The organism is Streptomyces sp. NPDC029292 (assembly GCF_055569295.1).
On the sequence record NZ_JBVHXR010000002.1, the window covers coordinates 571265 to 595920 of the forward strand.

Below are 24656 nucleotides of genomic sequence, written 5' to 3' on the forward strand. Positions count from 1 at the left end.
AGGCAGCCCAAACTCACGCCTCCGCCGCCGACTCCTCCCCGTCCAGCAGCTCGTCCGTCATTTCCTCGTCCGGCATGAACCCCGGCAGCCACTCCTCCAGTTCGTCGCGGAGGCGGACCGTGGCGCCCAGTTGGCACAGGACGCCGATGGTGCTCAGGGTCACGCGGTGTATCAGGAGGTAGGACGGGGGCAGGTTGAGTCGCTTGCCGAGCTGGTAGGCGGGGGAGCGGGGGTCGGCCACCCGGGCGGCCTGGCTGCGCATCCAGCCCCGGGTGAAGGTGAACTCGTCGGCCTGGGCCGGTTCGATGATCGGCAGGAGGTAGTCCACGACCGCGTCGGGTTCGAGCTCTATGGACTCCTTGACGAAGCCCTCCTCGCAGAGCAGTTCGTAGACCGCCTCCGCCTCGCCGTCGAGGGTCATGCGCAGGGAGTCGCCGATCGGCGAGGGCAGGCCGCCGGGGAGACGATCGACCGTGCCGAAGTCCAGGACGCCCAGACGCCAGCCGCTCTTCTCATCGGGCAGCAGACGGAAGTTGCCGGGGTGCGGATCGGCGTGCAGCAGTCCGGTGCGGGCGGGGCCCGAGAAGAGGAAGCGGGCCAGCAGCTGGCCGGCGCGGTCCCGCTGCTCCTGGGTGCCGTCGGCGATCACCTCCGACAGGGGTATCCCGTCGACCCATTCGGTCACCAGGATCTGGTCGCACTGGTGGACCACCGCCGGTACGAGGACATCCGGGTCGCCCGCGAACTCCTGCGCGTGTGCCTCCTGGGCCTGCGCCTCCAGTCCGTAGTCGAGTTCCTCGGACACCCGGTCGCGCAACTCCGCGATGAGCGGCTTGATGTCCATGCCGGGGATCAGGGGGCCCAGGAGTCTGGCGAATCGGCTGAGCTGGGTCAGATCGGACAGCAGGGCCTCGCCCGCCCCGGGGTACTGCACCTTGACCGCGACCTCGCGCCCGTCGTGCCATACCGCGTGGTGCACCTGGCCGATCGAGGCCGCCGCGGACGGTTTGTCCTCGAACGCCAGGAACAGCTCGGACCAGTCCTCGCCGAGCTGCTCCTCCAGCACGGAGTGCACCGTGCGCGTCGGCATGGGAGGTGCCGCTTCCTGGAGCTTCGTCAGCGCCGCGCGATACGGCCCCGCGACCTCCTCGGGCAGGGCCGACTCGAAGACGGACAGCGCCTGCCCGAACTTCATCGCGCCGCCCTTCAGCTCACCGAGCACCTTGAACAGCTGCTCCGCCGTGCGCTGCTGCAGCTCGCGGCCCACGATCTCCGCCGACTTCCCGCCGATCCGTTTGCCGAGTCCCCAGGTCGCCCGCCCGGCGAAGCCGAGCGGTAGCGCGGCGAGTTTGGCAGTACGGGTGACCGCCTTCCGGGGAAGATCAGACATGCGCCCTCCAAGTCCCAGACAGCCGTGCCGCGTACGGCTGTTACTCGGCCATTGTGTCGTGCGGCTCGCCGTCCTCGGAGGCGCGCTCCCCCTTACCTTTCTCCGCCGCGCCGCAGGGGCATGCCGGATGCGACCAGACCGGTCTCGCGTGCCAGTCGAAGCCCGGTACGGACGTCTCCCAGCGGGCTCCCGCGCTCGACGGCAACTCCCCGTCCAGGAAGGCCAGTGCGTGACCCGCCGCGAGTCCGGCGACGCCGGCCGCCAGCGCGAGGTCGCACGCCGGGACCTGGCGCCGCTGCCCGGAGCGCCACTGTGCGACCAGGCGCGGCCAGGTCGGATCCCGGTCGACGCGCCCCTGGTCCAGGCAGCCCGCGCAGCCCGTGTCGCCGGGCAGGACCAGCGGGCCGACGACACCTGTGCCCTCCACAACTCCGGCGTAGAGATGTGGTGTCCCTGAAGTGATCAGGGGCTCGGCGGCGACCGGGTCGGGCGCGTGGACGGCGAGGCCGTCACGGGGGGTGAGGATCACCAGCGACAGTCCACGCTCCTCCTCCTCATCGGAGGGTGTTCGCGGTGGGCGGTCCGGTGCCGCTCGGCGCACCGCCCGGCGGGCGGCTTCCCCCCGGCGCTCGCCGATGGAGTCCGCGGGCAGCCCGCCCGGCGCCACGTCCCACGGTTCGACGCAGCCGACGTCGCAGACATCGACCTCGCCCACGCCCGCACCGGCGATCAGCGAGGCCATGACCACTCCGACCCGGCCGGCGCCCCGTACCTGTACGCGCAAAGAGCGGCGGGCGGCAAGGCGTTTGATGGCGTCGCCCGGCTCGGGGGCGACGAGGGAGAGGGACGCGAGGTCGGGGCGCAGCCGGTCCAGGACCGGCTTCTTCTGGCGCAAGGTGTCCGCGGCCGGGCCGCCTCCCGTCGCGTCGTCGAGCAGACCGGAGTGGGCCAGCCGCTCCACCAGCCCGTCGACATGGCCGTCGGGCAGACCCATCTTGCGTCCCTCGTCGCGCAGGAGTGGCAGCCCGCGTGTTCCGTCGAGCAGGTCGAGGAAGCTGCCCGTCGCCGTGTCCATCGGGCCCAGCACCATCGCGTGCGCGGGTGCCATCCCGAACTGCACGGTGTTGAGATCCCGCCAGCCGCGCCGCAGCGCGGGTTTCACCATCGGATGCATGACCGACCCCCGTGGTCCGTAGAGCGTCCCCGTGTGTCGGCGGGTGCGAGTTGCGCGCCGCCGATCGAATGCCAGCATGCCCGTCGCGGCCGAACGGTGCCGAAAGTTGTCCACAGGTGGGGGCGTTCGTCGTACAAATCAAGCGCTCGGAGTGCGGATCGGCATCGAACCGTCCCGGGGGCGGGACTTCCCCCGTGTGCAGCGGGTAACGTCAGGGCGTGCCCGCCGACCCACTGCACCGCGCCGGAAAACCACAGCGCAGTACGACGAGCCCGCCGCCAAGCGGCTCGGGGGCGAGCGCGATCGAGGTCCGCAGGAGCGCGCGACGGCGCAGAACGGTCTCCGCGTACCGCGAGGGCGATCGCACCGTTGTGCTCATCCCCGCCCGGATGTCCGAGGCGGAGGAACAGCGCTGGGTGACCGTCATGCTCGACAAGCTGGCCGCCCAGGAGAACAAAAGGGTGCTCGGCGACACCGAGCTGGCCGAGCGGGCGGCGCGTCTGTCGGACCAGTACTTCGACGGCCGTGCCCGGCCCGCGTCGGTTCGCTGGGTCACCAACCAGAACACGCGCTGGGGCTCGTGCACGCCGTCCGAGGGCAGTATCCGTCTGTCGCACCGGTTGCAGGGCATGCCCGAGTACGTCGTCGACTACGTCCTCGTCCACGAACTCGCGCATCTGCTCGTGCCCGGACACGGGCCCCGCTTCTGGCGGCTCCTGGAGGCGTATCCGCGTACCGAGCGTGCTCGCGGCTACCTCGAAGGGGTGGTCGCGGCGGACCGGCTGCCCCATCTGCCCGCCGCGCGCGACGAGTAGGGGTGGTCCGCGCGCGTCGCGAGGGGTGATTGTGTACCGGGTCTGTACCGGCTTCGTCCACTCCCAGTGTTTGCCGTTAGCCTGGCGCGACGCACTCGCATTCCGGATGGGGGACGGTCGTTACGCATGGCCAGGGAATTCCAACGCGGCCACAAGGCCAGGATCAGTGACCTCACCGCGGGCACCGATCTGTACGTAGGTGTGCAGATCACCGGCCCCGGACTGACCTTCGACATCAGTTGCTTCGGTCTGGACGCCGGTGAACGGCTTTCGGACGACCGGTACTTCATCTTCTTCAACCAGCCGAAGACCCCTGAGGAGTCCATTCAGCTTCTGGGTGCCCAGTCGGGTGACTCGGAGTCCTTCCGCGTCACGCTCGGCCGGATCCCGGCGCAGATCCAGAAGTTGTCGTTCACGGCGACGATCGACGGTGCCGGGCAGATGTCGCAGATCGCCCCCGGGTATCTCCGTATCGTCGCGGGTGGCGAGGAGGTGGCCCGGTATTCGTTCAGCGGCGCGGAGTTCTCCACGGAACGCGCCGTGATGCTGGGCGACTTCTACTTGAAGGACGTCTGGCGGTTCGCGGCCGTGGGACAGGGCTTCGACGGCGGCCTCGATGCGCTGCTGAAGAACTTCGGCGGCGAGGTCGCCGACGAGCAGCCCGCCGCGCCGCAGCAGCAGGCCGGCGCCGCACCGTCCTTCGCTCCGCCCGCGTTCGGCGCCCCGGCCGCACCGGCGCCCGCACCGGCTCCAGCCCCGGCGCCCCAGCCCGCCGCGCAGGGTTTCGCGCCGCCCCCGGGGGGCGCAGCGCCTCCCGCGCCGGCGCCCGCGCCCTCGGTGCACGCCGCGCCGACCATCATCGCGCCCCTGCACACTCCGCCGGGTGGCACCGTGGCGCCGCCGGGCCCCGCGCCTTACGCACAGCCTCCCGGGCAGCCCGGCCCGCCCCCCGGCTACGGTCAGCAGCCGCCCGGCCAGACGGCTCCGATGCCGCCCGGTTACGGCCAGCAGGCTCCGGCCGCGCCTCCCGGTTACGGTCAGCAGGCTCCGCCCGCGCCTCCCGGTTATGGCCAGCAGGCCCCGACCGCACCCCCTGGCTACGGTCAGCAGCCGCCGTACGGTCAGGTCCCGGGCCAGCTGCCCGGCCAGGCCGGCGCACCTTCCCCGTACGGCGCTCCCCAGGGCGCCCCGCAGGGCGGTGCCGGTGTCGCTGCTGCGCTGGGGGCCTTCAAGGAGACGCCCACCGGCCAGCGGTGGACGCAGCAGAACAAGAAGCTGATCCGCGTCGACCTCGGCATCGGCGGTCAGCCCGTGCTGGCCCGCCAGGGCAGCATGGTGCTCTACCAGGGCAAGGTCGACTTCAGCTACAAGGGTGCGGGCTTCGCCGGGCGGATCGTGGGCAACGCGACCGGCCAGGAGATGCAGCTGATGCGCTGTACGGGCCAGGGCCAGGTGTTCCTCGCGGAGAACTCCACCCAGGTGCACCCCATCGAGCTCCAGGGCGACGCGATCTGTGTCTCCGCGGAGAGCGTCCTCGCCTTCGACGAGTCCCTCCAGTACGAGGTCCGCCGCATCGAGGGACACGGGATCCCCGGCGGGGCCCTGTTCACGATGCAGTTCCAGGGGACCGGCACGATCGTCGTGAAGACCCATGGCGCGCCAGTCGTGCTGCCTGTCACACCCACGACGTTCGCCGACTGCAACGCCGTCGTCGCGTGGTCCGCAGCCTCCCAGGTGATCGTCTCCAGCCAGGTGCGGATGCGCCGGAACGCCTACCCCGGCGACACCGGAGAGAGCGTGAACCTCCAGTTCCGCGGCGCGCCCGGCAATTTCATCGTCGTCCAGCCGTACGAGGTCTGAGGGAGCCCGTCATGAACCAGCCACTCGCGGGCTTCGCCCCGGCACCCGTCACCGCCCGCATGGAGAACCACGGCAATCACATGCTGAAGGTCGCCATGCAGACCGGAAACGACCTCCTCGCGCGCGTGGGATCGATGGTCGCCTACGAAGGTTTCGTCCAGTACGAGCCCAACCCGCCGGCCGTACGGCAGATCGCGCGCGACTGGATCACCGGTGAGGGCGCGCCCCTCATGAAGTGCTCCGGCGACGGCCTGCTCTACCTCGCCGACTACGGGGCGAACGTCGTCGTCATCAACCTCAACGGGGACGCGATCTCCGTCAACGCCACCAACCTGCTCGCCTTCGACGCGCACCTCACCTGGGGCGTCGAGCGGGTGAAGGGGCTCGCCAAGTTCGCCGGGCAGGGCCTGTGGAACACCAAGATCTCCGGCCAGGGGTGGGTCGCGCTGACCTCCCGGGGCAAGCCGATCGTCGTCGACTGCGGTGGCGGTGAGGACGAGACGTACGTCGACCCGGACGCGCTCGTCGCCTGGTCCCCGAACCTCAAGGTGAAGGGCAAGCGCAGCTTCAAGGCGCAGTCGCTGATCGGGCGCGGCAGCGGCGAGGCGTACCAGATGGCGTTCTCCGGGCAGGGCATCGTCGTCGTCCAGCCCAGCGAGGACAGCACCGACCGCCTCCGAGTCCGGGGCTGAGGGGGAGCGACACACCATGCAGAGCCCGCTTTTCGGCTACAACGAACAGCAGACCCAGGAGCGCTACAGCCTGCAGAACTCGCAGATGCTGCGCGTCGTCCTGGAGGGCCACGACGACATGCTCGCCCGCAAGGGCACCATGGTCGCGTACCAGGGGCTCGTCGAGTTCGACGCCGAGTACCAGAACAACAGCCAGCACCGGGCGCGTGCGTACACCGGCGAGGGCCTCGACCTGATGCGCTGCCATGGGCAGGGCACGGTCTACCTCGCGAACCTGGGCCAGCACGTGCACGTGGTCGACGTGGACCAGGACGGCCTCACCGTCGACAGCAGCTACGTCCTGGCGATGGACTCCGCGCTGCACTACGAGGTCATCGCCGTGGACAGCCAGTACGGTATCGCCGGCTCAGGCAAGTACCAGCTCAACATCACCGGGCGCGGCAAGGTCGCGCTGATGACCTCCGGAATGCCGCTGATGATGCAGGTCACGCCGGACCGGTACGTCAACTGCGACGCCGACGCGATCGTCGCATGGTCCACCAGCCTGCGCGTGCAGATGCAGGCCCAGACGCACTCCTCCGGGGTGTGGCGGCGCCGGGGCAACACCGGTGAGGGCTGGGAGCTGAGCTTCATGGGCAACGGCTACGCGCTCGTCCAGCCCAGTGAAATGCTGCCGCCGCAGAACGCGGTGATCGGCCAGGGGCTGCGCGCCCAGTACGGCATGGGCCAGCACGGTGCGCACGCACAGAACCAGGGCAACGTCTGGAGCTGACCCCGCCGCGGGAAGCGCCGCCGTACAAGGCTGCGGGCCGGCTGTGACAGGTAAGGGGTGACCGCCATTGCGGTCACCCCTTACACGCGTTCAGAGCCTGGCGCGGGTGGCCTCCAGCAGCCGTACGACCGACGCGTCCGCCACCGCCGCGACCTCGTCGTAGCCGAACCAGCGCAGGTCGAGGGACTCGTCGCTGATGGCCTCCACGGCGTCGGCCGGGGCGAGCGCGGCGTACTGGACGTCCAGGTGCCAGTTGCACGGAGCCGGGATGGCGTGCCGGTCCAGGGTCACAGGGCCGCCCGGCAGCAGGGTCAGCCCCGCGATGCCCGACTCCTCGGTCGCCTCGCGCAGCGCGGCCGCCGACAGCGTCGCGTCACCCGGCTCGCAGTGGCCGCCCATCTGCAGCCACATCTGGAGTTTGCGGTGCAGCGTCAGCAGAACGCGGCCGCGCGTCGGGTCGATCACCAGCGCGCTCGCCGTGACATGCCCGGACGAGCAGGACTTCCAGGTCCCGTCGGGGTGCTCGGAGAGGTGGTCCAGATACGCCTGGCGCAGCTCTTCCTGGTCCTCGTAGCTCTTCAGTACGAGGACCGCGTCGTCGTGAAGGCTCACTCGGTGTCGTCGCCCTTGTCGTCGTTCCTGGGGGCGTCCTTGGGGCCGTCGTCCTTCTTCAGGTTCGGCTTCTCGCCGGAGCCCGAACCGCTCGCCGCCTCGCCGAGCATCTTGTCGATCTCGGAGAAGTCCAGCTGCTCGCGGTGCACGAAGCCGTCCGGGTCGTCCAGGTCGGACGCGGTCGGCAGCATGTCCGGGTGGGCCCACAGGCCGTCACGGCCGTCGACACCGCGCGCGTCGGTGAGCGAGGCCCACAGGCGCGAGGCGTCCCGCAGCCGGCGCGGACGCAGCTCCAGGCCGATCAGCGTGGCGAACGTCTGCTCGGCGGGGCCGCCCGTGGCACGGCGGCGGCGCAGCGTCTCGCGCAGCGCGTCCGCGGACGCAAGACGCGGCTTGGCGGCCGAGTGCACGACCGCGTCCACCCAGCCCTCGACGAGCGCGAGCGCCGTCTCCAGGCGGGCCAGCGCGGCCTTCTGCTCCGGCGTGTCCTCCGGCTGGAACATGCCCTGCTGGAGTGCCTGCTGCAGCTCCTCCGGGTTCTGCGGGTCGAACTGGCCGACCACGTCCTCCAGCTTGGCCGTGTCGACCTTGATCCCGCGCGCGTAGCCCTCGACCGCGCCGAACAGGTGCGAGCGCAGCCACGGCACGTGCGCGAAGAGACGCTGGTGGGCGGCCTCGCGCAGGGCGAGGTAGAGCCGCACCTCCTCCTGGGGGATGCCCAGGTCCTTGCCGAACGACTCGATGTTCAGCGGCAGCAGCGCGGCCTTGCCGGCCGGGCCGAGCGGCAGGCCGATGTCGGTCGAGCCGACGACCTCGCCCGCGAGCACGCCCACGGCCTGCCCGATCTGCGTACCGAACATGGCGCCGCCCATCGAGCGCATCATTCCGATGAGCGGGCCCGCCATGGCCTGCATCTCCTCCGGCAGGACGTCGCCCATGGCCGCGCCGACACGCTCGGCTACCGGGTCGACGAGCTCCTTCCACACGGGAAGGGTCGCCTCGACCCACTCCGCGCGGCTCCACGCCACCGCGGAGCCCGCGCCGGACGGCAGGGACGTCGCGTCGTCCAGCCACAGATCGGCCAGGCGTACGGCCTCCTCGACCGCGGAGCGCTCGGTGGGGCCGACGCTCGCGTCCTTGGTGCCGTCAGGAGTGCCCTGGGAGACCGTCTGGCGGGCGATCTGCTTGGCCATGTCCCAATTCACCGGGCCGCCCTCGTACGAGAGCATCTGGCCCAGCTGCTGGAACGCGGCACCCAGGTCATTGGGGTTCATGGAACCGAACATCGCTGCGAGCGGATTGTCGGCGCCGGGGCCGCCGGCTCCGGGCAGCCCGAAACCGAACGGTCCCTGACCACCGCCGCTCTCCTGGTCCTTCTTCTTGCCCTCGTCGCCGTTCTCCGGCTCCTCCGGCGGAAGGCCGAATCCGAATGGGGTGTCACTCACGGGATTCCTCGGCTGGTAAGGCCGCCGGTTCGTTCCGACGGCGGCTGCCCACAACACCACCCAGCGTAGACACCCGAACCCGATCGGGCCTCGGTGCTTCGCCGACTGTCGGCCTGCGGCAGGATGGATGCCACCTGGTACGGACGCGTCACGCGCGTCCGTTACTGAAGACAACCGCTGGAGACGCCCGGTGAGTTCCCCAGATCCGCAGGTTCGCGCAGCGCGAAACCACTCAACCAGCCCGCCCCTGCGCGGGCCCGTCGTCGCGGTCACCGGCGCCGCGTCCGGCGTGGGCGCGCTGCTCACCGAGCGGCTTGCCGCATCCGAGGCGATCAAGCAGGTCATCGCCATCGACGAGCGGCGCGGCGAGTGCGCGGCCGCCCAGTGGCACATCCTGGACGTCCGGGACCCGGCGATCGCCGAGAAGCTGCGCGGCGCCGACGTCGTCGTGCACCTCGCGCTCGACCTCGATCTGGAGACGGACGCGGCGGCCCGGACGGCGTACAACGTCCGGGGGACGCAGACCGTGCTCACGGCCGCCGCGGCGGCCGGGGTCCACCGGGTGGTGCTGTGCACCTCCGCGATGGTCTACGGGGCGCTGCCCGACAACGAACTGCCCCTCTCCGAAGACGCCGAATTGCGGGCGACGGCCGAGGCCACCGGGGTCGGTGACCTGCTGGAGATCGAGCGGCTCGCGCGGCGGGCGCCGCGGGCGCATCCGGGACTTAATGTCACCGTTGTGCGGCCCGCCGTGCTCGTCGGCGGTACCGACACCGCTCTGACCAGGTACTTCGAGTCGCCGCGGCTGCTGGTGGTGGCGGGGTCCCGGCCCGCGTGGCAGTTCTGCCATGTCGAGGATCTGTGCAGCGCCCTGGAGTACGCCGTCGTGGAGAAGGTGGAGGGGGAGCTGGCCGTCGGGTGCGACGGGTGGCTGGAGCAGGAGGAGGTCGAGGAGCTGAGCGGGATCCGGCGGATGGAGCTGCCGTCCGCCGTCGCCCTCGGGGCCGCCGCTCGGCTTCACCGGATCGGGCTCACTCCTTCGCCTGCCGGGGATCTGGCGTACACGATGTATCCCTGGGTGGTGAGCGGGAGCCGGCTGCATGACGCCGGGTGGCGGCCGCAGTGGACCAATGAGGAGGTTCTCGCGGAGCTGCTGGAGGAGGTTGCCGGGCGGCATACGGTGGCTGGGCGGCGGCTCGGGCGGAAGGACGCGACCGCGGCGGGGGCCGCGGGGGCGACGGTGGCTCTGTTGGGTGCGGCTGCCGTGGTCCGGCGGGCTCGCAAGGCTCGGCGGCGGATCTGAGTATCAGGCCGCGCCCTGCGGTTCCGGGGTACCCGGCGTTGGCGTCGGCGTCGGGTTGTTTCGCCCCCTCCGCCCCTACCGTCCCGTACCTGGGGGCTGCCGCCCCCAGATCCCCGCTTCGGCCTGGACCGGCCTCGTCCTCAAACGCCGGACGGGCTGGTTGGTCTGTAGGAGGCTCCAAAGCTCCACCCGCGTGTGCCGGGTGAAAACGGTATTTCGCGGTGTCAGTGGGGTGCGGCACGATGGACGTATGGCACCTACCTATGACCATCCCGGTGAGCAGGGCGCGCAGGATCCGATCCGGCTGCTGGCGATTCGTGACGAGCCGCTCTCGCTGGACGAGGTGTTCCAGGCCGTCGGGGACGACGCCGCCGGAGGGACCGCGCTGTTCGTGGGGACCGTGCGCAATCATGACGGGGGTGCCGACGTCGATGAGCTGGGGTATTCGTGTCATCCCAGTGCCGAGGCGGAGATGCGGCGGATCGCCGAGAAGGTGATCGCCGAGTATCCGGTGCGGGCGCTGGCCGCCGTGCACCGCGTCGGTGATCTGGCCGTCGGGGATCTCGCGGTCGTCGTCGCCGTCTCGTGTCCGCATCGGGGCGAGGCCTTCGAAGCGTGCCGCAAGCTCATCGACGACCTGAAGCACGAAGTGCCGATCTGGAAGCACCAGAAGTTCTCCGACGGTTCGGAGGAATGGGTCGGCGCCTGCTGAGAGAGCCGGCCCGATGCCACAGACAGGCCTCACCAACCTCTCGCCCGCCCTCCGGTTGCGTAACCCTCACCCTGCCGTGAGCGTTAACACTGTGGATGGTTAATCTGCTGATCAGTCAGTTGCGGTCGCTCATGGGGTTGGGAGGTCGGCATGGCGTCGCTCGCCTGGTTGCTGATTCCGCTTGTGGCTGCGATCGGTGCCGGACTGTGGGGTAGTTGGGCCGGCCGGAATCGCAAGACGGCGGGAGACGGCAACGAGCTCGCGGGATACACGCGCTTTCGTGAGGCCATGGAGAGGTCCGAGACCAGGGAGAAGTCCCACTCCGACGCCGTCTGAGACCCCCGCGCTCCGACCCCGTACGGACGGCCCGGACGGTGCGCTGACAGCACCGTCCCGTACTGTCGTTCCATGCCACGCCGCACCGCGACGATGCTCGCCTCCACCCTGATCCTGATCGCGCTCCTGTGCGCGGGAGTGTTCATCAAAGTCCCGTACGCGGAGATGTCACCGGGACCGACGGTGAACACGCTGGGCGAGCACGACGGCGAGCCGGTGCTGCGGATCTCCGGGCGCAAGACCTATCCGACGACCGGGCATCTGAACATGACCACCGTCCGGGTCACCAGCGCCAACTACAAGATGAACCTTGTCGAGGCCGTCTACGGGTGGCTCGCGCACGACAGCAAGGTGGTCCCGCACGACACGCTCTACCCCGACGGCAAGACGGAGGAGCAGTCGACGCAGGAGAACGCCGAGGAGTTCAGCCAGTCCCAGGAGAGCGCCAAGGTCGCCGCCCTCAAGGAGCTGAACATCCCGGTGAAGTCCTGGGTGATCGTCTCGACGGTCGTCAAGGCCACACCGGCCGAGGGCAAGCTGCACGCCGGAGACGTGATCAAGGCTGTCGACGGTACGACGGTGAAGGCGCCCGAGGACGTCGCGAAGCTGGTCACCAAGCACAAGCCGGGCGAGAAGGTCGTCTTCACGATCGTGCCCGCCAAGGAGCAGGCCGCCGCCGAGAAGGCGAACAAGACGGCGACCGAGACCAAGGACATCACGATCACCACCGCGAAGTCCGCGGACGACGGCGCCTCCCGGGCCATCGTCGGCATCTCGGCAGGCACCGACCACACGTTCCCGTTCACCATCGACATCAAGCTCGCCGACGTCGGCGGACCGAGCGCGGGCCTGATGTTCGCGCTCGGCATCGTGGACAAGATCACCCCGGGGAACCTCACCGGCGGCAAGTTCGTGGCCGGCACCGGCACCATCGACGACGACGGCAAGGTCGGTCCGATCGGCGGCATCGAAATGAAGACGGTCGGCGCGCGGGAGAAGGGCGCCCAGTACTTCCTGACGCCCAAGGACAACTGCGCGGCCGCCGCCAAGGACACCCCCAAGGGGCTCACCCTCGTCAAGGTGAACACCATCGACGACGCGATGGGCGCCCTCAAGGACATCAGCTCCGGCAAGACCGCCGACCTGCCGAAGTGCACCGCCAAGGGCTGACCGCACCGGCTCAGAGCTCGTACGTCGATGGGGGCGCACCCGACACCGGGTGCGCCCCCATCGACGTAACTGAAAGCCTGAGAAGAGGCCTGAAGCCTCGTGCGAGGCCGCAAGCCTCGTACGAGAAATCAGTCCGCGAACGTCGCCGACAGGGCCTCCGCCAGGCCCGGCACCAGCTCCGAGCCCGTGAGCACCTCCGTCGGCGCGTCCTTCTCGCGCAGCCGCAGCGCGGAGTCGCGGGTGCCGTCGCGCAGCACGCCGACCGTCATGCGTACCTCCTGACGGTCCGGGTGCTCGGCGACCCACTTCGTGAGCTTCTTCTGGCTGAGGCCCTCCGGGACGGACGCCTCCGCGGACGGCGGCAGCATCAGCCGCTCCACGGTGAGGGCGCAGCCGACCACGGCGTCCGGCCAGGCGATGGTGCCGAGGAACTCGTCCAGCGGCTTGCCGGCAGGGATCTCGTCCTGCTCGATGGGGGTGAGACCGGTGGTCTCCGGCTCGTCCTGCAGGCCGAGCTGGGCCGCGAGGCCGGGTTCCTGGGCCCGCAGTCGCGCGGTGTCTACGAGGGCGAAGAGGCGAGCGGGCTGGTCCCAGCCGAGGCCGGAGGCGTACTCGTCGATCTCGAGTACGGCCCGGGTGAGCGGGCTCGCTGCCATGGGAGTGTTGGACATGGTCACAATCCTGCCTCGTTAATACCCGGAACCGGGAACCGAGTAAAGCGTGAGTAAGTTGCATAGATGAGGCTCCACGATCACGGAGCCTTACGGACGGTCCACCATCACGGGGACCTGACGGATCAACAGCGACTTCGAGGTGCGCACCTTGGCTTTCCAGATGCCGGACCGCGGCGGAGGCCCGACGGGGCCACGGATCAGAGTGGGCCGACCCTCCCGGCGTGTCCGGACCCTGCTCATGACGCTGGGCGTGCTGGCCGTGCTGGCCATGGCCTTCGTCATGTTCGCGGGGTTCTGGACGGACTGGCTCTGGTACCGGTCGGTTCACTACTCGTCCGTCTTCACCACCACCCTGTGGACCAAGATCGGGCTCTTCTTCGTCTTCGGTCTGCTGATGGCGGCCGCGGTCGGCGTGAACATCTGGCTGGCGCACCGGCTGCGCCCGCCGCTCAGCGCCATGTCGATGGAGCAGCAGAGCCTCGACCGGTACCGGATGGGCATCGCGCCCTACAAGAGGTGGCTGCTGCTCGCCATCACCTCCCTGGTCGGGCTGATCGCCGGCGCGTCCGCCTCCGGCCAGTGGCGTACGTGGCTGATGTGGGTGAACGGGGTGCCCTTCCACCAGAAGGACCCCCAGTTCCACCTCGACGTCTCCTTCTACGCCTTCGACCTGCCCTGGTACCGCTTCCTGCTCGGCTTCGGCTTCGCGGCCGCCGTGCTCTCGCTGATCGCCGCCGCGCTCACCCACTACCTGTACGGCGGGCTGCGGATCACCAGCCCGGGGGCGCGCGCCACGGGCGCGGCCACCGGTCATCTCTCCGTGCTCCTCGGCATCTTCGTCGCGCTGAAGGCGGTCGCCTACTGGCTCGACCGGTACGGACTCGCGGTGAAGTCCAGCGACTTCAAGGCGACCGGAAACTGGACGGGCCTCAGGTACGTCGACGCCAACGCGTATCTGCCCGCCAAGACGATCCTGTTCTGCATCGCCGTCATCTGCGCCCTGCTGTTCTTCGCCACCCTGTGGCGGCGCACCTGGCAGCTGCCCGTCATCGGCTTCGGCCTGATGGTGCTCTCGGCGATCCTGATCGGCGGCCTGTACCCCGCGATCGTCCAGAAGTTCCAGGTCCAGCCGAACGAGCAGGCCAAGGAAGCCCCGTACGTAGAGAAGAACCTCAAGGCGACCCGCGAGGCGTACGGCATCGACGGCGCCAAGGTCACCGACTACGCGGGCAAGAGCAACACCAGTGACAAGACCAAGCTGCGCGATGACGCCAACACCGCCGCCAGCATCCGCCTGATGGACCCGAACATCGTGTCGCCGACGTTCCAGCAGCTCCAGCAGGTGCGGAACTACTACGGCTTCCCGTCGAACCTGGACGTCGACCGGTACAGCAAGGACGGCAAGGACCAGGACACGGTCATCGGTCTGCGCGAGCTGAACCTCCAGGGCATTCCGAAGAACAACTGGATCAACGACCACTTCCGTTACACGCACGGGTACGGCGTGGTCGCGGCCAAGGGCACCACGGCCGACAGCGAGGGCCGCCCGGTCTTCACCGAATACGACCTGCCGTCCAAGGGCAACCTGGGCGAGTATCAGCAGCAGATCTACTACGGCGAGAAGACCACCCAGTACTCCATCGTCGGCGGTCCCCAGAAGGAGATCGACTACTCCGACGACAGCGGCGAGAAGACCACCAGTTACAAGGGCAAGAGCGGGGTCAGCCTCTCCAGCCCGATCAACCGGGCAGCGTACGCGGTGGCGTTCAGCGAGCCGCAGATTCTCTACTCGGGCGCGATCGGGGACGGTTCCCGGATCCTCTACAACCGCACCCCCAAGGAGCGCGTCGAAGCGGTGGCCCCCTGGCTGACCATCGACGGTGACGCCTACCCGGCCGTCGTCGGCGGGAAGATCCAGTGGATCGTCGACGCGTACACCACCACCAACGGCTATCCGTACGCCTCCCGCACCACCCTCGGCGACACGACGGCCGACTCGCTGACCGCGAGCAACAACCAGCGCGCGGTGGTGGCCCAGCAGAACCAGGTCAACTACATCCGCAACTCGGTGAAGGCGACCGTCGACGCGTACACCGGTGAGGTCAAGCTCTACCAGTGGGACACCGAGGACCCGGTCCTGAAGACCTGGATGAAGGCGTTCCCGAACACGGTCAAGAAGAAGAGCGAGATCTCGCAGTCGCTCATGGACCATCTGCGGTACCCGCAGGACCTGTTCAAGGTCCAGCGCGAGCTGCTGACCCGCTACCACGTGAAGGACGCCCAGACGTTCCTGAGCGGCAGCGAGGTGTGGCAGGTCCCGGACGACCCGACGAACAAGTCGGGCAGCGCCGTGCCGCCGTACTACCTGAGCATGAAGCTGCCCGGCGACACGTCGCAGGAGTTCTCGCTGACGACGACACTGACGCCGAACGGCCGCGACAACCTGAGCGCCTTCATGTCGGTCAACGCCGACGCGGGCACGCCCGACTACGGCAAGATCAACATCCTGAAACTGCCGACGGGCAAAACCATCGACGGACCTAAACGGGTGCAGAGCCAGTTCAACTCCGAGCCGGCCATCGCGGAGTCGATCAGACTCCTGAGCGGCGGTGATTCACAAGTCGAGTACGGCAACCTGCTGACGGTTCCGCTCGACGGAGGACTGCTCTATGTGGAGCCCGTCTACGTACGCGGTGGTGGAATCAAGTACCCACTGCTGCGCAAGGTATTGGTGACCTACGGAGGCAGCACCGCCTTCGAGGACACGCTCGACGCGGCGCTCAACAAGGTCTTCGGAGCGGACGGTTCGGTCAGTCCGCCGTCCGACGAGGGGACCAGTCCACCCACATCGAGCAATCCAACGGTCCAAGAGGCACTCAGCGACGCCCAGAAGGCCTTCGACCAAGGTCAGGAAGCTCTCAAGAAGGGCGACTGGAAGGCCTACGGCGTGGCACAGAAGGATCTTGAGGACGCGCTGAAGCGGGCCGAGGCGGCGCAGGCCAAGGCCGACAAGACCAGTGGCAGCGGTAGCAGCAAGAACAGCAGCCCGAGCAGCAGCCCGAGCAGCAGTGCCAGCAGCAGTCCGAGCAGCGACAAGAGCTCCGGCAGCGGCTGAGTCAGGGGCCGCCCCGCGCCGTGGTACGGTTGCAACACAACGGCGCGGGGTGGAGCAGCTCGGTAGCTCGCTGGGCTCATAACCCAGAGGTCGCAGGTTCAAATCCTGTCCCCGCTACTCAAGGCGAAGGCCCGGATCCTGATCAAGGATCCGGGCCTTCGACGTGTGTGGCGACGCGCCGAGGGCGTGTGCGGCGATGTGCCGATGACATACGCGGGGATACGCCGAGGACGTGGGCGGCGACGCGCCGAGCCGCCCGCGGTGACCTGGCGACTCGTGTGAAGTACTGCTCCATGCGGGGGGAGTTGGGAAATCTGTGTTTGACTTGTCTCTCTGTGGGCATGTCGACAAAACGCTGAAGTGACCTCACTGGCTGCGGTATACCAGGTGTACCCAGGTTGCAGGTGGTGCGACGATGGACGTTATGGGGGACAAGGCAACTCTGTTGGATACAGGGCGGTTTGCGCAGCCTGCCGACTTTGTGCGGCCTGCGGATCTCACGCAGCCTTCCGACCGGGACGAAACCGGCGAGGCTGTCGAGGAAGCGCGCCAGCGGCTCGCCGCCGAAGAAGGCGACGTCGAGGCGATGAGCGTCCTCGGAGCCATGCTGCTGCGCCGCGGTGATCTCGACGGAGCCGAGCCTCAACTGCGCGCTGCCACCGCCGAAGGTGACCGCGCCGCCGCCAACAACCTGGGTGTCCTCCTGCACCAGCGCGGGTACGCCGACGAGGCCGCCGGATGGTGGCGGATCGCCGCCGTCGCGGGCTCCGTGGCCGCCGCGCATGCGCTCGGGCGGTACCACCGCGAGCGCGGCGACGAACCCGCCGCCGAGTACTGGCTGCGCCAGTCCGCCGAGCAGGGGCACGTCCTCGGGGCGTACGCGCTCGCGGATCTGCTGGAGCACCGCAGTGACGTCGGCGCGGAGCAGTGGATGCGGGTCGCCGCCGAGCGCGGGCACCGCGAGGCCGCGTACCGGCTGGCGCGCACGCTTGATCGCAAGGCCGCGGACTCGAGCGAGGCCGGTGCTGACAACGGTGTCATCGGGGTCATCGGTGCCGCCGGTGAAGAGGCCGAACAGTGGTACCGGCAGGCGTCCGCGCGCGGACACCGGCGGGCCGCGCTGCATCTCGGGGCGATCCTGGAGAAGCGGGGCGAGCTGAAGGAGGCCGGGCGCTGGTATCTCACGTCCGCCAAGGACGGGGAGGCGCGGGCCGCCTGTGCGCTCGGGTTCCTGCTGCGGGACGCCGGCGACACCGAGAGCGCCGCCGTGTGGTGGCTGCGGGCCGCGCAGGACGGGGACGGCAACGCCGCGAACGCGCTGGGCGCGCTGCACGCCGAGCGCGGTGAGACGCAGACCGCCGAGCGGTGGTACCGCGCCGCGATGGACGCGGGTGACATCAACGGCGCGTACAACCTCGGGCTGCTCTGCGCCGAGCAGGGGCGGACCGCACAGGCCGAGCAGTGGTACCGGCGTGCCGCGTACGCCGGTCACCGCGAGGCGGCGAACGCGCTCGCCATCCTGCTGCTGCAGGTCGGCGACGCGGCCGGGGCCGAGCCGTGGTTCTCCAAGGCCGCGGAGGCGGGGAGTGTGGACGCCGCCTTCAACCTCGGCATCCTGCATGCCGGGCGGGGCAGCGAGGACGATGACGTGGCCGCGCTGCGGTGGTACGAGCGTGCGGCTGCCGCCGGGCACACCGAAGCGGCGCTGCAGGTTGCCATCGCGCGGCTGCGGGAGGGGGACGAGCGGGCCGCCGAGCGGCATCTGCGGTGCGCCGCGGGGGGTGGCAGTGCCGAGGCCGCGTACCGGCTTGCCGCCGTGCTCGACGCGCGGCGGCCGCCGGCGCCCGCCCATGAGCTGGGGGAGCCCGCGCACGAGAAGAGTGAGTGCGAGGAGTGGTACGAGCGGGCGGCGTCGCAGGGGCATCGGCGGGCGCAGGTGCGGGTCGGGATGCTGGCCGCCGCGCGGGGCGATGTGGTGCAGGCGGCCCGGTGGTACCGCGAGGCCGCGGAGGCCGGGTCCCGGAACGGCGCCTTCAATCTCGGGCTGCTGCTCGCCCGGGAGGGGAGCGAGCCGGAGGCCGCGCTGTGGTGGGCCCGGGCGGCGGATGCGGGGCATGGGCGGGCGGCGTTGCGGCTTGCCCTCGTCTACGCGCGTCAGGGGGAGCTGGCGGAAGGGCAGCGGTGGGCCGACCGGGCGGTCACTCTTGGGCCGGCTGAGGTCTCCGAGCGGGCCGCTCGGCTGCGGGATGCCTTGCGGCAGGAGCTGACTGCTTGACGGTGGGGCGGGGTCGGTGTGGGCCGGCAGGGGCTTTCGCCCCCTCCGCCCCTACCCTTCCCGTCCCTGGCGGCTGCCGCCCCAGGCCCCGCTATCGGGCCTGGACGGCCTCGTCCTCAAACGCCGGACGGGCCGGGGGGTGCCGGCCGGGCCAGAAGAGCGCCGGACGGGCCACAAACAAAGCGATTTGCACTGCTCCACATGGTTGACGTAATGTTCAGTTCAACGACGCGGGGTGGAGCAGCTCGGTAGCTCGCTGGGCTCATAACCCAGAGGTCGCAGGTTCAAATCCTGTCCCCGCTACTGAAACCGAAGGCCCGGATCCAGATCATGGATCCGGGCCTTCGGCTTGTCGGCGTTCGGACGGCGGCGAAAGGCCCCGGCACCTGAAGGTGCCGGGGCCTTTCGTAGGAGTTCTTACGCCGCCGCGCAGTTCGGGCAGACGCCGCGGTAGGTGACCTCTACGTCCGAGACCGTGAAGCCGAAGCGCTCCGAGTCGGGGAGGTCGGCGAGCGGGTTGCCGCTCGGGTGGACGTCGCGGATCGCGCCGCACTGGGCGCAGACCAGGTGCTGATGCGGACGGTGCGCGTTCGGGTCGTAGCGCTTGGCGCGCTTGTCCGTGGCGACTTCCAGCACCTCGCCGAGTGAGACGAGCTCACCCAGCGTGTTGTAGACGGTCGCCCGGGAGATCTCGGGCAGCTTGGCGACAGCGCGCGCATGTACCTCGTCGGCCGTCAGATGGACGTGATCGCCGTCGAGGACCTCGGCCACGACACGCCGCTGCGCGGTCATTCGCCAGCCGCGTCCGCGCAGTCGTTCTAGCAGGTCACTCATACAGACCAGCCTAACAGCAGGGAGACCAGATCCCGAACAGGTGTGACTTTGGAAGTAGACTTGATTTAGACAATGTCTATTGTAGGATCGATTTCGGTATTGGCCAAGGGGCAGGACTGGCCTGGAATGACGCAGGAGGCGCACGTGACGCAGGGACCGCTTACGACGGAGGCCGGCGCGCCGGTGGCCGACAACCAGAACAGCGAGACCGCGGGCGTCGGCGGGCCCGTCCTCGTTCAGGACCAGCTGCTGCTCGAGAAGCTCGCGCACTTCAACCGTGAGCGCATCCCGGAGCGCATCGTGCACGCCCGCGGTGCCGCCGCCTACGGCACCTTCACGCTGACCCGTGACGTCTCGCGGTGGACGCGCGCGAAGTTCCTCTCCGAGGTCGGCAAGCAGACCGAGACCTTCCTGCGCTTCTCCACGGTCGCCGGCAACCTCGGCTCCGCCGACGCCGTGCGCGACCCGCGCGGCTTCGCGCTGAAGTTCTACACCGAAGAGGGCAACTATGACCTCGTCGGCAACAACACCCCGGTGTTCTTCATCAAGGACGCCATCAAGTTCCCCGACTTCATCCACACGCAGAAGCGCGACCCGTACACGGGCTCGCAGGAAGCCGACAACGTGTGGGACTTCTGGGGGCTGTCCCCCGAGTCCACCCACCAGGTGACCTGGCTCTTCGGTGACCGCGGCATCCCGGCCTCCTACCGGCACCTCAACGGGTACGGCTCGCACACGTACCAGTGGAACAACGAGGCCGGCGAGGTCTTCTGGGTCAAGTACCACTTCAAGACCGACCAGGGCATCAAGAACCTGACATCGCAAGAGGCCGCGAAGCTCGCCGGTGAGGACCCCGACTCCCACCAGCGCGACCTGCGCGAGGCCATCGAGCGCGGCGAGTTCCCGTCCTGGACCGTGCAGGTGCAGATCATGCCGGCGGCCGAGGCAGCCACCTACCGCTTCAACCCGTTCGACCTCACCAAGGTGTGGCCGCACGAGGACTACCCGCCGATCGAGATCGGCAAGCTGGAGCTCAACCGCAACCCGGAGAACATCTTCGCCGAGGTCGAGCAGAGCACTTTCTCCCCGGCTCACTTCGTGCCGGGTATCGGACCCGCGCCCGACAAAATGCTCCAGGGCCGCCTCTTCGCGTACGGAGACGCGCACCGCTACCGCGTCGGCATCAACGCCGACCACCTGCCGGTGAACCGTCCGCACGCCACCGAGGCGCGCACCCACTCCCGTGACGGCTCCCTGTACGACGGCCGCCACAAGGGTGCGAAGAAGAACTACGAGCCGAACAGTTTCGGCGGGCCGTTCCAGACGGACCGGCCGCTGTGGCAGTCGACCGCCGACTTCACTGCGGGCACCGGCAACCACGAAGCCCCGGTCCACTCCCAGGACAGCGACTTCGTGCAGGCAGGCAACCTCTACCGGCTGTTCTCCGAGGACGAGAAGGTCCGTCTGATCGAGAACCTGGCGGGCTTCATCGCCAAGGTGTCCCGTGACGACATCGCCGAGCGCGCGATCGACAACTTCCGCCAGGCGGACGGTGACTTCGGCAAGCGGCTGGAGGCCGCGGTCCAGGCCCTGCGCGGCTGACAGCAGCTGGAACGCTTGTCGTGGGCAGCGGGCCGGATCTCCTCTCAAGGGGGTCCGGCCCGCCGGCGTACGCGGCGGCGGTGCTCAGGCCGGTACCTGCTGCCGTGCCGGTGCCCAGCAGCGGATGATGTCGCGGACCGAGACGATGCCGACCGGGCCGGTTCCGTCGAGCACGACCAGATGGCGGAAGCCGCCGTGCGACATCGCCGTCGCGGCCTCCTCCAGGGTCCAGGCGGGGGCGGCGAAGACGACGTCGGTGGTGGTGTGGGCGCTTGCGGTCTCGGTGTCCGGGTTCTGGTCGAGGGCCAGGGAGTTGAGGATGTCGCGCTCGGTGAGGATCCCGAGTCCGCTGGCGTCCTCGTCGAGGACGACAGCCGCGCCGACGCGGCGGGCGGACATCAGGCGGGCCGCCTGACGGAGGGTGTGTGCCGGGCCGATGGTGAGGACCACCGTGCTCATGGCGTCGCGTACGAGCATGGGCTGGAGCCACCTCCTTGGTGAAGCGCCGTCCGGCGAAAGCGCCAAGAGAAGCGATTCACAAGTTCACAAGTGGGGGGACTCTCAGGGTCGCAGTTAAAGGGAGGGTCAACAAGAGGGCGCGTGCGGTGAGTTCGGGGGCGCCCATGGATCACACAAGCGCCCCACGGCTCCTCAGTACCGCTGGTTCAGATACCCCAGCATCTCGTCGTGGAGGATGCCGTTCGACGCGGCCGCGTTGCCGCTGTGCGGGCCCGGGCGGCCGTCGAGGCCGGTGAAGGAGCCGCCCGCCTCGGTCACGACGATCGCCGTCGCCGCCATGTCCCACAGCGACAGCTCGGGTTCGGCGCAGATGTCGACGGAGCCCTCGGCGACCATCATGTAAGGCCAGAAGTCGCCGTATCCGCGGGTGCGCCAGACGGCCTTGGTGAGGTCGAGGAAGCCGTCGAGGCGGCCCTGGTCCTCCCAGCCGCTCAGCGAGGAGTACGCGAAGGAGGCGTCGGCCATCCGTGAGACGCGGGAGACCTGGAGCCGGGACGCCGAGGAGAGGCTGCGGCCGGTGAACGCGCCGTGGCCCTTCGCGGCCCACCAGCGGCGGCCCAGTGCGGGCGCGGAGACCACGCCGACGACGGGCTGGTAGCCGCCCTCGCCCGCCTCCGTCAGGGAGATCAGCGTGGCCCAGACGGGCACGCCGCGTACGTAGTTCTTGGTGCCGTCGATCGGGTCGATGACCCAGCGGCGCGGGCCCGTGCCCTCGATGCCGTACTCCTCACCGAGGATCGCGTCGCGCGGGCGCGCCCGCTGGAGCTGGCCGCGGATGAGCTCCTCGGCGGCCTTGTCCGCCTCGCTCACCGGTGTCATGTCCGGCTTGGTCTCGACCTTCAGGTCGAGCGCCTTGAACCGGTCCATCGTCGCGGCGTCGGCGGCATCCGCCAGGACATGGGCGAGGCGCAGGTCATCGCGATAGTCGGGCATGACCGAACCGTATCTGCCCCCGTGGGGGAAGGGCCACACGGCCCCGGGCAGCACTGTCGGACCTCCTTGGCGGATCTTGGGCTCGGCGGCTCTTGGGCTCGGCGGGTCTGGGGCTCGGCGGGCCTGGAGGCCGCGGCAGCCGGTGCGGGTGTCGGCCGGGGGTGTTTTCGCCCCCTCCGCCCCTACCCGTCCCGTTCCTGGGGGCTCCGCCCCCAGACCCCCGTGTCGCGCCGCGCGCTCGTCCTCAAACGCCGGACGGGCTGACGACGGGTCGGACACCGCGCACAATCACCGGCGCACGCCCCCCGGCACCGCCGCGAACCCTTGACAGTGCCCCTGCGCGCGTCAAATCTGAGCTGCAGAGTCGCTCGCCCCAGGGAGGCGATGATGCCTGCAGCGCGGGAATCCCTCTTGGACGCCGCCTATACGGCGTTGGCGCGTCGTGCGTGGTCTGCGGTGCGGATGGTCGATGTGGCCGCCGTGGCCGGAGTGTCACGCCAGACGCTCTACAACGAGTTCGGGAGTAAAGAGGGGCTTGCGCGTGCCCTTGTGCGGCGGGAGGCGGATGCCTATCTCGCGGGGGTCGAGCGGGCGCTGGCCGCTCACACGGACGCGCGGGAGCGGCTGGTCGCGACCGCCGAGTGGACCGCGTCGGCCGCGCGGAGCAATGCGCTGGTACGGGCGATGCTGACCGGGTGCTGGAGCGAGCGGCTGCCGTCGCCGACGCTCTCGGCGGTGCCCTCGTCGACCGCGGTGCCCGCGCAGCGGCGGGCCGACGGGCCGTTGCCCTCGCCCGCCGACTTCGTGGCGCTGGTGCGGGATCGGGCCGTCGCCGCGCTGTCCGGGCTCGGCGCCGCCACGTCGGAAGCGTCCGAGCTGGCCCGCTCGTGCGAGCTCGTGGTGCGCCTTTCCCTGTCCTGTGTGACGGCGCCGCCTGGTGAGGGCGGGGTCACCGACCTGGTGAAGGCCGTGCTGACCCCGCCGCACCGGGCGCTCGGGGCTACTTCTTGAGCCAGCCGGCTTTCGTGAAGTCGTCGTCGGCGAGCCCACCATCATCGACGCGACCATCGCCGTCGGTGGGGCCGTGATGAGCGAGACCGCGCTGTCGTACTTCGGGATCGGGGTGCAGGCGCCCGACGCGTCGCTCGGCACGCTCATCGCCTCGGGCACCGGTGCGGCGGTGACGTACCCCTGGATGTTCTTCTACGCGGCCGGGCTTCTTGTCGTGTTCGTGCTGGCGGTGAATCTGGTGGGGGACGGGTTGCGGGACGCGCTGGATCCGACCTCCCGGAGAGGAGCGTCCCGGTGATCCCTGTGCTCGAAGTGGCCCATCTGGACGTCGACTTCGACGGGCGGCCCGCCGTCCGCGACGTGAGCTTCTCGCCGGCCCGAGGTGAAGTCCTCGGCCTGGTGGGCGAGTCGGGGTCGGGGAAGTCCGCCACCGCGCTCGCCGTGCTCGGGCTGCTTCCCGACAACGCGAGAGTAAGCGGGTTCGTACGGCTCGACGGGCAGGAGCTGGCCGGGGCCACGGAAAGGGAGCTGAACCGGGTCCGGGGAGCCGCGTCGCCATGGTCTTCCAGGACCCGCTCTCCGCGTTCACGCCGGTCTACCGGATCGGCGACCAGATCGCGGAGGCCGTACGGGCGCATCAGGACGTGTCCCGGGAGCGCGCCCTGCACCGCGCGGCCGAACTGCTCGACCTCGACGGCGTTCCCGCCTCCCGGGCGCGGGCGTTCCCGCACGAGTTCTCCGGCGGCCAGCGGCTGGGGGTACCCCCAGGCCCTTGAGGCACTGGGGGAGCATCGGCATCGCGCGGGCGCTGAGGGTCGAGCCGGAGCTGCTCGTGCTCGACGAGCCGGTGTCGGCGCTCGACGTCTCCGTCCAGGCGGGGGTGCTCGAACTGCTGGACCGGCTCAAGGCCGAACTGGGACTCGCCTATCTCTTCGTCTCGCACGATCTTTCCGTCGTCCGGCATTCGCGGACCGGGTGAGCGTGGTCTACCTCGGCCATACCGTCGAGTCGCCGCGCGTGCGGGAGGTGATCTGAAGCGGGGTCAGTGGGCGGACCCCGACAGCTGCAGCCCGATGACCCCCATGATCACGAAGCTGATCGAGACGATTTTGAGCGTCGACACCAGGTCGCCGAGGAAGATCATGCCGTAGATCGCGGTGCCCGCCGCGCCGATGCCGGTCCACACCGCGTACGCGGGACCGACGTCGAGCTTCTTCAGGGAGAGCGTCAGCAGACCGAAGCTGCCGAGCGCGAAGACGCAGAAGGCGACCGTCGGCCAGAATCTGGTGAAGCCGTGCGAGAGTTTCAGGCAGACGGCGAAGCCGGTCTCGAGCAGCCCCGCCACAACGACCAGCAGCCACGCCATGTCTTGTCCTCCCGCGTCCGCTCGTCGACTGCTTCGTCTGGCTTGG

At 69.7% G+C, this 24656-nt stretch carries 23 protein-coding genes, 2 tRNA genes and 2 pseudogenes; 18 read left to right on the forward strand and 9 right to left on the reverse strand.

What is annotated here, in order from left to right; genetic code table 11:
* Positions 1 to 13: 13 nt before the first annotated feature.
* Positions 14 to 1390 carry an ABC1 kinase family protein gene (locus ACZ4WS_RS07460; protein WP_467978042.1) on the reverse strand — a complete coding sequence of 459 codons (1377 nt, stop codon included), beginning with the start codon at positions 1388 to 1390 and terminating at the stop codon, positions 14 to 16.
* A 40-nt stretch (positions 1391 to 1430) separates the two neighbouring features.
* Complete coding sequence (locus ACZ4WS_RS07465) at positions 1431 to 2564, reverse strand: TOMM precursor leader peptide-binding protein (RefSeq protein WP_467978044.1); 1134 nt, start codon at positions 2562 to 2564, stop codon at positions 1431 to 1433.
* A gap of 218 nt (positions 2565 to 2782) precedes the next feature.
* Between ACZ4WS_RS07465 and ACZ4WS_RS07470 the strand changes: the two genes are divergently transcribed.
* The 4 genes from ACZ4WS_RS07470 (at position 2783) to ACZ4WS_RS07485 (ending at position 6703) form a co-directional block, all read left to right on the forward strand.
* Complete coding sequence (locus tag ACZ4WS_RS07470; protein WP_467978046.1) at positions 2783 to 3379, forward strand: M48 metallopeptidase family protein; 597 nt, start codon at positions 2783 to 2785, stop codon at positions 3377 to 3379.
* A 126-nt stretch (positions 3380 to 3505) separates the two neighbouring features.
* Positions 3506 to 5239: a TerD family protein gene (locus ACZ4WS_RS07475; protein WP_467978048.1), complete on the forward strand. Its 1734-nt coding sequence runs from the start codon at positions 3506 to 3508 to the stop codon at positions 5237 to 5239.
* 11 nt (positions 5240 to 5250) lie between these two features.
* Positions 5251 to 5931, forward strand: a complete 681-nt coding sequence (locus tag ACZ4WS_RS07480) for an AIM24 family protein (RefSeq protein ID WP_467978049.1) — start codon at positions 5251 to 5253, stop codon at positions 5929 to 5931.
* Positions 5932 to 5947: 16 nt separating this feature from the next.
* On the forward strand, positions 5948 to 6703 hold the full coding sequence (locus ACZ4WS_RS07485) for an AIM24 family protein (RefSeq protein ID WP_467978051.1): 756 nt from the start codon (positions 5948 to 5950) through the stop codon (positions 6701 to 6703).
* A gap of 90 nt (positions 6704 to 6793) precedes the next feature.
* Here ACZ4WS_RS07485 and ACZ4WS_RS07490 read toward each other — a convergent pair whose 3' ends face one another.
* The gene (locus ACZ4WS_RS07490) at positions 6794 to 7315 is read right to left on the reverse strand and encodes an NUDIX hydrolase (protein ID WP_467978053.1); all 522 of its coding nucleotides are present in this window, start codon (positions 7313 to 7315) and stop codon (positions 6794 to 6796) included.
* Entirely contained in the window at positions 7312 to 8760 is a 1449-nt protein-coding gene (locus ACZ4WS_RS07495; protein ID WP_467978054.1) for a zinc-dependent metalloprotease, read from the reverse strand. The genes ACZ4WS_RS07490 and ACZ4WS_RS07495 overlap by 4 nt, the downstream gene beginning before the upstream one ends.
* 190 nt (positions 8761 to 8950) lie before the next feature.
* Between ACZ4WS_RS07495 and ACZ4WS_RS07500 the strand changes: the two genes are divergently transcribed.
* From ACZ4WS_RS07500 to ACZ4WS_RS07515, 4 genes are all read left to right on the forward strand, one after another.
* A complete protein-coding gene (locus ACZ4WS_RS07500) occupies positions 8951 to 10063 on the forward strand; it encodes an SDR family oxidoreductase (protein ID WP_467978056.1) in 1113 nt (370 codons plus the stop codon).
* A 250-nt stretch (positions 10064 to 10313) separates the two neighbouring features.
* On the forward strand, positions 10314 to 10775 hold the full coding sequence (locus tag ACZ4WS_RS07505) for a molybdenum cofactor biosynthesis protein MoaE (RefSeq protein WP_467978058.1): 462 nt from the start codon (positions 10314 to 10316) through the stop codon (positions 10773 to 10775).
* 150 nt (positions 10776 to 10925) lie between these two features.
* Positions 10926 to 11111 (forward strand): hypothetical protein, encoded by a 186-nt coding sequence (locus ACZ4WS_RS07510; RefSeq protein WP_467978060.1) that lies wholly within the window; start codon positions 10926 to 10928, stop codon positions 11109 to 11111.
* A gap of 72 nt (positions 11112 to 11183) precedes the next feature.
* Positions 11184 to 12281, forward strand: coding sequence for a YlbL family protein (locus ACZ4WS_RS07515; protein ID WP_467978062.1), 1098 nt, complete (start codon positions 11184 to 11186; stop codon positions 12279 to 12281).
* Positions 12282 to 12409: 128 nt separating this feature from the next.
* Here the strand turns inward: ACZ4WS_RS07515 and ACZ4WS_RS07520 are convergent, their stop codons facing one another.
* Entirely contained in the window at positions 12410 to 12952 is a 543-nt protein-coding gene (locus ACZ4WS_RS07520; RefSeq protein WP_467978064.1) for a PPA1309 family protein, read from the reverse strand.
* A gap of 163 nt (positions 12953 to 13115) precedes the next feature.
* Between ACZ4WS_RS07520 and ACZ4WS_RS07525 the strand changes: the two genes are divergently transcribed.
* From ACZ4WS_RS07525 to ACZ4WS_RS07540, 4 genes are all read left to right on the forward strand, one after another.
* Complete coding sequence (locus ACZ4WS_RS07525; RefSeq protein ID WP_467978346.1) at positions 13116 to 16070, forward strand: UPF0182 family membrane protein; 2955 nt, start codon at positions 13116 to 13118, stop codon at positions 16068 to 16070.
* A gap of 43 nt (positions 16071 to 16113) precedes the next feature.
* Positions 16114 to 16187: transfer RNA gene (locus tag ACZ4WS_RS07530), tRNA-Met, on the forward strand.
* 298 nt (positions 16188 to 16485) lie between these two features.
* Positions 16486 to 18345, forward strand: a complete 1860-nt coding sequence (locus ACZ4WS_RS07535; protein ID WP_467978066.1) for a sel1 repeat family protein — start codon at positions 16486 to 16488, stop codon at positions 18343 to 18345.
* Positions 18346 to 18574: 229 nt separating this feature from the next.
* Positions 18575 to 18648, forward strand: a tRNA-Met gene (locus ACZ4WS_RS07540).
* A 114-nt stretch (positions 18649 to 18762) separates the two neighbouring features.
* On the opposite strand, the gene ACZ4WS_RS07545 is transcribed toward ACZ4WS_RS07540, so the two are convergent.
* On the reverse strand, positions 18763 to 19179 hold the full coding sequence (locus ACZ4WS_RS07545) for a Fur family transcriptional regulator (RefSeq protein WP_381259027.1): 417 nt from the start codon (positions 19177 to 19179) through the stop codon (positions 18763 to 18765).
* Between the two features lie 126 nt (positions 19180 to 19305).
* Here ACZ4WS_RS07545 and ACZ4WS_RS07550 point away from each other — a divergent pair, with 126 nt between their 5' ends.
* Positions 19306 to 20781: a catalase gene (locus ACZ4WS_RS07550; RefSeq protein WP_467978068.1), complete on the forward strand. Its 1476-nt coding sequence runs from the start codon at positions 19306 to 19308 to the stop codon at positions 20779 to 20781.
* A gap of 84 nt (positions 20782 to 20865) precedes the next feature.
* On the opposite strand, the gene ACZ4WS_RS07555 is transcribed toward ACZ4WS_RS07550, so the two are convergent.
* Complete coding sequence (locus ACZ4WS_RS07555) at positions 20866 to 21258, reverse strand: CBS domain-containing protein (protein ID WP_467978070.1); 393 nt, start codon at positions 21256 to 21258, stop codon at positions 20866 to 20868.
* Between the two features lie 174 nt (positions 21259 to 21432).
* Positions 21433 to 22233, reverse strand: coding sequence for a histidinol-phosphatase (gene hisN / locus ACZ4WS_RS07560; protein WP_467978071.1), 801 nt, complete (start codon positions 22231 to 22233; stop codon positions 21433 to 21435).
* A 384-nt stretch (positions 22234 to 22617) separates the two neighbouring features.
* On the opposite strand from hisN, the gene ACZ4WS_RS07565 reads away from it, so the two are divergent.
* From ACZ4WS_RS07565 to ACZ4WS_RS07585, 5 genes and pseudogenes are all read left to right on the forward strand, one after another.
* A complete protein-coding gene (locus ACZ4WS_RS07565; RefSeq protein ID WP_467978073.1) occupies positions 22618 to 23244 on the forward strand; it encodes a TetR/AcrR family transcriptional regulator in 627 nt (208 codons plus the stop codon).
* 40 nt (positions 23245 to 23284) lie between these two features.
* Positions 23285 to 23542 (forward strand): annotated as a pseudogene (locus tag ACZ4WS_RS07570) (ABC transporter permease); the annotation flags it as partial.
* A gap of 101 nt (positions 23543 to 23643) precedes the next feature.
* Positions 23644 to 23718: pseudogene (locus tag ACZ4WS_RS07575) on the forward strand (hypothetical protein); the annotation flags it as partial.
* An 83-nt stretch (positions 23719 to 23801) separates the two neighbouring features.
* On the forward strand, positions 23802 to 24020 hold the full coding sequence (locus ACZ4WS_RS07580; RefSeq protein ID WP_467978363.1) for a hypothetical protein: 219 nt from the start codon (positions 23802 to 23804) through the stop codon (positions 24018 to 24020).
* A complete protein-coding gene (locus ACZ4WS_RS07585; protein ID WP_467978365.1) occupies positions 24017 to 24223 on the forward strand; it encodes a hypothetical protein in 207 nt (68 codons plus the stop codon). Before ACZ4WS_RS07580 ends, ACZ4WS_RS07585 begins: the two co-directional genes overlap by 4 nt.
* A gap of 63 nt (positions 24224 to 24286) precedes the next feature.
* Here the strand turns inward: ACZ4WS_RS07585 and ACZ4WS_RS07590 are convergent, their stop codons facing one another.
* Complete coding sequence (locus ACZ4WS_RS07590) at positions 24287 to 24610, reverse strand: DMT family transporter (protein ID WP_467978074.1); 324 nt, start codon at positions 24608 to 24610, stop codon at positions 24287 to 24289.
* Between the last annotated feature and the right edge of the window lie 46 nt (positions 24611 to 24656).

Bases quoted from the DNA above. Each gene is read 5' to 3' on its own strand.
- ACZ4WS_RS07535 (WP_467978066.1), top strand. From the start codon at position 16,486: ATGGACGTTATGGGGGACAAGGCAACTCTGTTGGATACAGGGCGGTTT.
- ACZ4WS_RS07480 (WP_467978049.1), top strand. From the start codon at position 5,251: ATGAACCAGCCACTCGCGGGCTTCGCCCCGGCACCCGTCACCGCCCGC.
- ACZ4WS_RS07550 (WP_467978068.1), top strand. From the start codon at position 19,306: ATGACGCAGGAGGCGCACGTGACGCAGGGACCGCTTACGACGGAGGCC.
- ACZ4WS_RS07505 (WP_467978058.1), top strand. From the start codon at position 10,314: ATGGCACCTACCTATGACCATCCCGGTGAGCAGGGCGCGCAGGATCCG.
- hisN (WP_467978071.1), bottom strand. From the start codon at position 22,233: ATGCCCGACTATCGCGATGACCTGCGCCTCGCCCATGTCCTGGCGGAT.
- ACZ4WS_RS07545 (WP_381259027.1), bottom strand. From the start codon at position 19,179: ATGAGTGACCTGCTAGAACGACTGCGCGGACGCGGCTGGCGAATGACC.
- ACZ4WS_RS07520 (WP_467978064.1), bottom strand. From the start codon at position 12,952: ATGTCCAACACTCCCATGGCAGCGAGCCCGCTCACCCGGGCCGTACTC.
- ACZ4WS_RS07590 (WP_467978074.1), bottom strand. From the start codon at position 24,610: ATGGCGTGGCTGCTGGTCGTTGTGGCGGGGCTGCTCGAGACCGGCTTC.
- ACZ4WS_RS07510 (WP_467978060.1), top strand. From the start codon at position 10,926: ATGGCGTCGCTCGCCTGGTTGCTGATTCCGCTTGTGGCTGCGATCGGT.
- ACZ4WS_RS07580 (WP_467978363.1), top strand. From the start codon at position 23,802: ATGGTCTTCCAGGACCCGCTCTCCGCGTTCACGCCGGTCTACCGGATC.
- ACZ4WS_RS07465 (WP_467978044.1), bottom strand. From the start codon at position 2,564: ATGCATCCGATGGTGAAACCCGCGCTGCGGCGCGGCTGGCGGGATCTC.
- ACZ4WS_RS07525 (WP_467978346.1), top strand. From the start codon at position 13,116: ATGCCGGACCGCGGCGGAGGCCCGACGGGGCCACGGATCAGAGTGGGC.
- ACZ4WS_RS07460 (WP_467978042.1), bottom strand. From the start codon at position 1,390: ATGTCTGATCTTCCCCGGAAGGCGGTCACCCGTACTGCCAAACTCGCC.
- ACZ4WS_RS07515 (WP_467978062.1), top strand. From the start codon at position 11,184: ATGCCACGCCGCACCGCGACGATGCTCGCCTCCACCCTGATCCTGATC.
- ACZ4WS_RS07565 (WP_467978073.1), top strand. From the start codon at position 22,618: ATGATGCCTGCAGCGCGGGAATCCCTCTTGGACGCCGCCTATACGGCG.
- ACZ4WS_RS07555 (WP_467978070.1), bottom strand. From the start codon at position 21,258: ATGCTCGTACGCGACGCCATGAGCACGGTGGTCCTCACCATCGGCCCG.
- ACZ4WS_RS07485 (WP_467978051.1), top strand. From the start codon at position 5,948: ATGCAGAGCCCGCTTTTCGGCTACAACGAACAGCAGACCCAGGAGCGC.
- ACZ4WS_RS07475 (WP_467978048.1), top strand. From the start codon at position 3,506: ATGGCCAGGGAATTCCAACGCGGCCACAAGGCCAGGATCAGTGACCTC.